The 4,490-nt window shown below is 35.5% G+C and carries 7 protein-coding genes; all 7 read left to right on the top strand.

The genetic code is table 11. The features are described 5' to 3' along the window. Positions 1–268: hypothetical protein (locus tag ACFSTE_RS09490; protein ID WP_378298109.1), on the top strand; the 268-nt coding region annotated here is incomplete at its 5' end. Continuing rightward, positions 268–510: a hypothetical protein gene (locus ACFSTE_RS09495; RefSeq protein ID WP_378298111.1), complete on the top strand. Its 243-nt coding sequence runs from the start codon at positions 268–270 to the stop codon at positions 508–510. The genes ACFSTE_RS09490 and ACFSTE_RS09495, both read left to right, overlap by 1 nt. 354 nt (positions 511–864) lie before the next feature. Further along, entirely contained in the window at positions 865–1,158 is a 294-nt protein-coding gene (locus ACFSTE_RS09500; protein WP_378256048.1) for a hypothetical protein, read from the top strand. 480 nt (positions 1,159–1,638) lie between these two features. Then, positions 1,639–2,160, top strand: a complete 522-nt coding sequence (locus ACFSTE_RS09505; RefSeq protein ID WP_378256044.1) for a hypothetical protein — start codon at positions 1,639–1,641, stop codon at positions 2,158–2,160. Then, complete coding sequence (locus ACFSTE_RS09510; protein WP_378256042.1) at positions 2,160–3,095, top strand: PD-(D/E)XK nuclease-like domain-containing protein; 936 nt, start codon at positions 2,160–2,162, stop codon at positions 3,093–3,095. The genes ACFSTE_RS09505 and ACFSTE_RS09510 overlap by 1 nt, the downstream gene beginning before the upstream one ends. Positions 3,096–3,098: 3 nt before the next feature. Further along, positions 3,099–3,449 carry a DUF3127 domain-containing protein gene (locus ACFSTE_RS09515; protein WP_378256040.1) on the top strand — a complete coding sequence of 117 codons (351 nt, stop codon included), beginning with the start codon at positions 3,099–3,101 and terminating at the stop codon, positions 3,447–3,449. Between the two features lie 82 nt (positions 3,450–3,531). After that, positions 3,532–4,490: A1S_2505 family phage non-structural protein (locus ACFSTE_RS09520; RefSeq protein WP_378298113.1), on the top strand; the 959-nt coding region annotated here is incomplete at its 3' end.

A 4,490-nucleotide genomic window follows, 5' to 3' on the forward strand; every position in this document is an offset into this window, starting at 1 on the left:
ACCAAGATCAAATACACGCCAACCAAATATAAGCAACATGGAAAATTACGGAACAACACAAGTAGAGTATAAAATAATACAAGAAACTAAAGGACAGGCAGTGCATATAAATATGTACATAAAAGTATCTGATCGATATGTTTTTGCAGACACATGTCTTGTATTCACAACACAAGATAAAAACCATGAAGAAGCTATGCAGGAATGCATAAAAAAGGCAGAGAAACAGTTCAATATTAAAATAAAAACAGGAGGAATAATAGCGTAATGAAACCAAATCTGAGAACAAAAATAAAAGACCTAATAACACAAGTAGACAATCGTAATGATTTCTACAATGCCGTAGCAGATAACTTTAAAGTTAGCGCTACCACAGTAAAGCACAATTGGCACCACGGTGCAGGTGTTCCAAAAAAACACCAAGTACGCTTTATAATATTCACAAGAGGTTACATAGACAATCAAAATGAAGACAGCGATACGCAAACACAAATGCCAAAAAGCGCTTAAAGAAGAAGTAAAGCGCTTTGAAGATGACGACATTCTAATCGTGTCAAAGCAATTGTTTTTTGATCGGATAGACGAAACGCACACAGTAGTAATTTCTTACTACTAAGAAAACTAAACTCTTAAAACCAACAAAGAAATGAATCTAAAACCAACAATCCACTTATCTGAGATAATAATTCTAGCAACAGGAATAGTAGGAATAATAATAGTGATCTGCAATGGTCACTGTATTTAAAAACAAAAAATGGAAAACATTCTATTCATAACACAGGCAGTATTCTTAACCGCGCTTTTTATGTGGTTAAAACATCAGAACAACGAAATTCAGAAAATCAAAAATAGAGACAGAATCTAATGGGAATACCAAAAATCAACATAGACGGAAGGGAGGTAGTAATAGTTGATCATGACCTGTTTAAAGATATGCTTTTTGAAAAAGCAGCAATAGACAGAGAAAACAAACGAAAGGGACATTCCTCTTTATATGAAGCTTTAAAAATAATGGGGTGTGGCAAGACTAAGTTCTACCAAATCCAAAAAGACCCAAAATGCAAAATAAGAAAAGCAGGGGTAAATGGATCTTACTTAACAAGCTCCTTATATGATGAATTAAAAAGAAGAGAGGCACTATGGATATCAGGGAAATAATAGCCAAAATAGGCGCTGCATGTTTAGCATGCTTAGCTATACTAGCATTATATGTGCTAATAGTGATATGGTCTATTTTGATACATAAAATAGTTTAAGAGAATAGAAGTAAAAGAAACTTGATTAAACAAACATGAGAGGTTGGCGAAAGGATAAACGCGCTATGCACTCCTAGCTAGTGAGTCGTGGAGAATAGGATTAAAGTACGAGACTCTTACAGGTTCGAATCCTGTACCTCTCTCAACCATTAAGGAAGGGGCTTCTTTGAAATAGTAGAATAGTAAGTAATCGAAACGGCTAGATGATCCTAATACCAGGATATAATTATTTACAAAATACTCTTTTAGAAGCAAAAGAAGCCCAAAGAAATTATCAAATCAATGAATAGAAAGAAAGAGAGGGCAGACGTAAAAAAGTGTGTTAAGGGTAAATGCCCTCTCAAATGCCGGAATTAAAAATCAACATTTAAAAACCAACAACATGGAATATAACTTATTAAAACTACAAGAAACAATACCGTTTAAGTGGAGGGTTCAAAGCACATATCAAAACCAAGGAGAAACATACGCTAGAATGGTACCTTATGTGGATGCTAGAGATGTTCAAGAAAAGCTTGATAGTGTAGTAGGGGCAAGTAATTGGCAAGACGAATACTACAGCGTAAAGAACACTATGTTTTGCAAGATAGGGATACTATCAAATGGAGTGTGGATATGGAAGAGCGGAGCAGGAGTACCTAGCAAGACTGAGAAGGACAAAGGTGAGGCTTCTGATTGTTTCAAAAGAGCAGGAGTAAAATGGGGAATAAACAGAGATGCCTATACAGTTGGAATCATTGTGTTACCAACAAAGAAATATGGCGATAAATATTACCCGGTAAACAACCAAGGGGGATTTCTTAAAGGACAAGATTTGTACGATACGTGTAACAAACTAGCTAAAATTGAAGAGCTGCCCACATATACAATAGAAGAAACAAATTCTCTTGACAAGCTAGCATAATGGATTGGTTTAAAATTGATATAAATGACATACCAGATGGTATTTATTATGACATGCCTATAGCTGTGTACCACGGGAATAGTACTCATTTTTCAGCGTCATCGATTAAAGAAGCTTTTAAGTCTATGGCTCATTTTAACTCATACCTAAACAAACCAAAAGAAAGACGTACACATCTTGATTTTGGAAATGCCTTTGAGCTAAGCTTGACAGACGAAAAAGAGTTTCACAGTAAGGTTGCAATATATGATGAAAAAGAACGACCGGAAACAGACAAAACTTTCAGGGCTGCCAAAAACAAGGAATGGAAAGAGCAATTTTATAAAGCGAATGAAAAAAAACTAATCATACCTGTTCATGGAAATGATAGTTTAGATGTATTAACTATACTGAAAAATAGCTTTTATCAGCACAAGACGGCAGCAACATTGGCTTCAAATTGTGATTATCAAACAACTGTTTTTTGGACTTGTCCAGATACAGGTTTAAAACTAAAAACAAGACCAGACTTCTGGAAACCATCCAACTCACAAAGAGGAGATATTATTAACGATCTAAAGACAGATAAGAACACTACTAGAGATAGCCATATAAAAAGTATAACAGATCACAATTATCCGATTCAAGCAGTAATGCAGATAGATGGACTGCATAATGCAGGACTAATTAACAGAGAAAATACGTCTTATTATTGGATATTTTGTAGTAAGCAGACTCCTTATAATACAGAAGTGTATGAGTTTGAAACCTCAGATATAAAACTGTTCACGGACGCATATAAGTTCAAGTTAGAAGAAATTAAAAGAGCTTTCGATAAAGGATTGTTTTTGTCATATGATCCAGAAAACTGCCACGGAATCAAGACTGTAGAATTCCCTTTTTATTACAAAAAGAAAATAGGAGTACTAAATAATATAGATGAATCAATTTACTAAATAATGGAATTAATAGGAAAAATAAAACATATAGGCCCAACACAAACCTTTGGAGCAAATGGTTTCCGAAAGCGTGAAGTTGTTGTGACAACAGACGAGCAATATCCACAGCATATAATGGTAGAATTCGTCCAGGATAAATGCGACTTGTTAGACAATTACAAGATAGGTGACGGGGTAAAAGTGTTAATCAATCTTCGAGGACGTGAGTGGGTAAACCCTCAGGGAGAAACCAAGTATTTTAATTCAATCCAAGGATGGAGAATTGAAGATTTCGGAACCTCACAAGCAGCGGTAGCAAATGAAGCAGCTGCTTCATTAAACAATACGGCAGATGACGATTTGCCATTTTAAAAAAAATAAGTAGTTAGTTTTTTCATGTTGAGTTGAAGGGTGGCGATAACCTCAAAGCCCTTCTTTTAAAAAAGAAATAATAATGGAGATTACACCAAAAAATATAACTGAATTACAACCAAATGAAGTATTTGTATTTGGCTCTAACCTTAATGGTAATCACGCTGGAGGTGCAGCAAAACTCGCATTAGATAAATTTGGAGCAATAAACGGTCAAGCTGTTGGGTTGGCAGGACAATCCTATGCATTTCCTACTCTTTCAAAAGAAATGAACAAAATAACACTGTCTGAATTAGAAGAATATGCGGATGATTTATTTGTTTTTGTAAAAAAGAATACTGATTTACATTTCTTAATTACAGAAGTGGGTTGCGGTATTGCAGGGTTTTCTTATGAAGAGATAGCGCCTTTATTTAAAAAGTTCGTCAATTTGAAGAATATTTCACTTCCTTTAAATTTTCTAGAAGTCATTGGGATTAAGGGGTATAAAGCTTTCGAAGAAGGAATGAAATGCCGAAACAAAGTGTATTCAGAAAATACTCTCTTTGAAGAAGATTGCGAGCCTGAGCCATGTATGTCAGGGATGCACTTTTGTCCCATGCCTCTAGATGTTTTAAATTATTACAGTCATCGACCTTCAGATATATATGCAAGAGTGGTTGCAGTTGGCAAAAGCAAAAAGCAAGGGGATAAAGTAACTACAAATAAGTTAAAAATTAAAGCTAAAATTAAATTTACAGATTTAATAAAAGCTCATTTTGAAATTGTAAAAGATAGCATTGATAAAGCGGTGTCTGGAGTTGATATAGCTAACACATCGGGAGACGGAGCACACGCTAACACATCGGGATACGGAGCACATGCTAATACATCGGGATACAAAGCACACGCTAATACATCGGGATACAAAGCACATGCTAACACATCGGGTAGATTCGCACACGCTAACACATCGGGATACGGAGCACACGCTAACACATCGGGAGACGGAGCACACGCTAACACATCGGGATACAAAGCACACGCTAACACATCGGGAGA

The sequence above is a fragment of the Aquimarina hainanensis genome, assembly GCF_042684685.1.
Classification (GTDB): Bacteria; Bacteroidota; Bacteroidia; order Flavobacteriales; family Flavobacteriaceae; genus Aquimarina; species Aquimarina hainanensis.

Bases quoted from the DNA above. Each gene is read 5' to 3' on its own strand.
- ACFSTE_RS09495 (WP_378298111.1), top strand. From the start codon at position 268: ATGAAACCAAATCTGAGAACAAAAATAAAAGACCTAATAACACAAGTA.
- ACFSTE_RS09505 (WP_378256044.1), top strand. From the start codon at position 1,639: ATGGAATATAACTTATTAAAACTACAAGAAACAATACCGTTTAAGTGG.
- ACFSTE_RS09515 (WP_378256040.1), top strand. From the start codon at position 3,099: ATGGAATTAATAGGAAAAATAAAACATATAGGCCCAACACAAACCTTT.
- ACFSTE_RS09510 (WP_378256042.1), top strand. From the start codon at position 2,160: ATGGATTGGTTTAAAATTGATATAAATGACATACCAGATGGTATTTAT.
- ACFSTE_RS09500 (WP_378256048.1), top strand. From the start codon at position 865: ATGGGAATACCAAAAATCAACATAGACGGAAGGGAGGTAGTAATAGTT.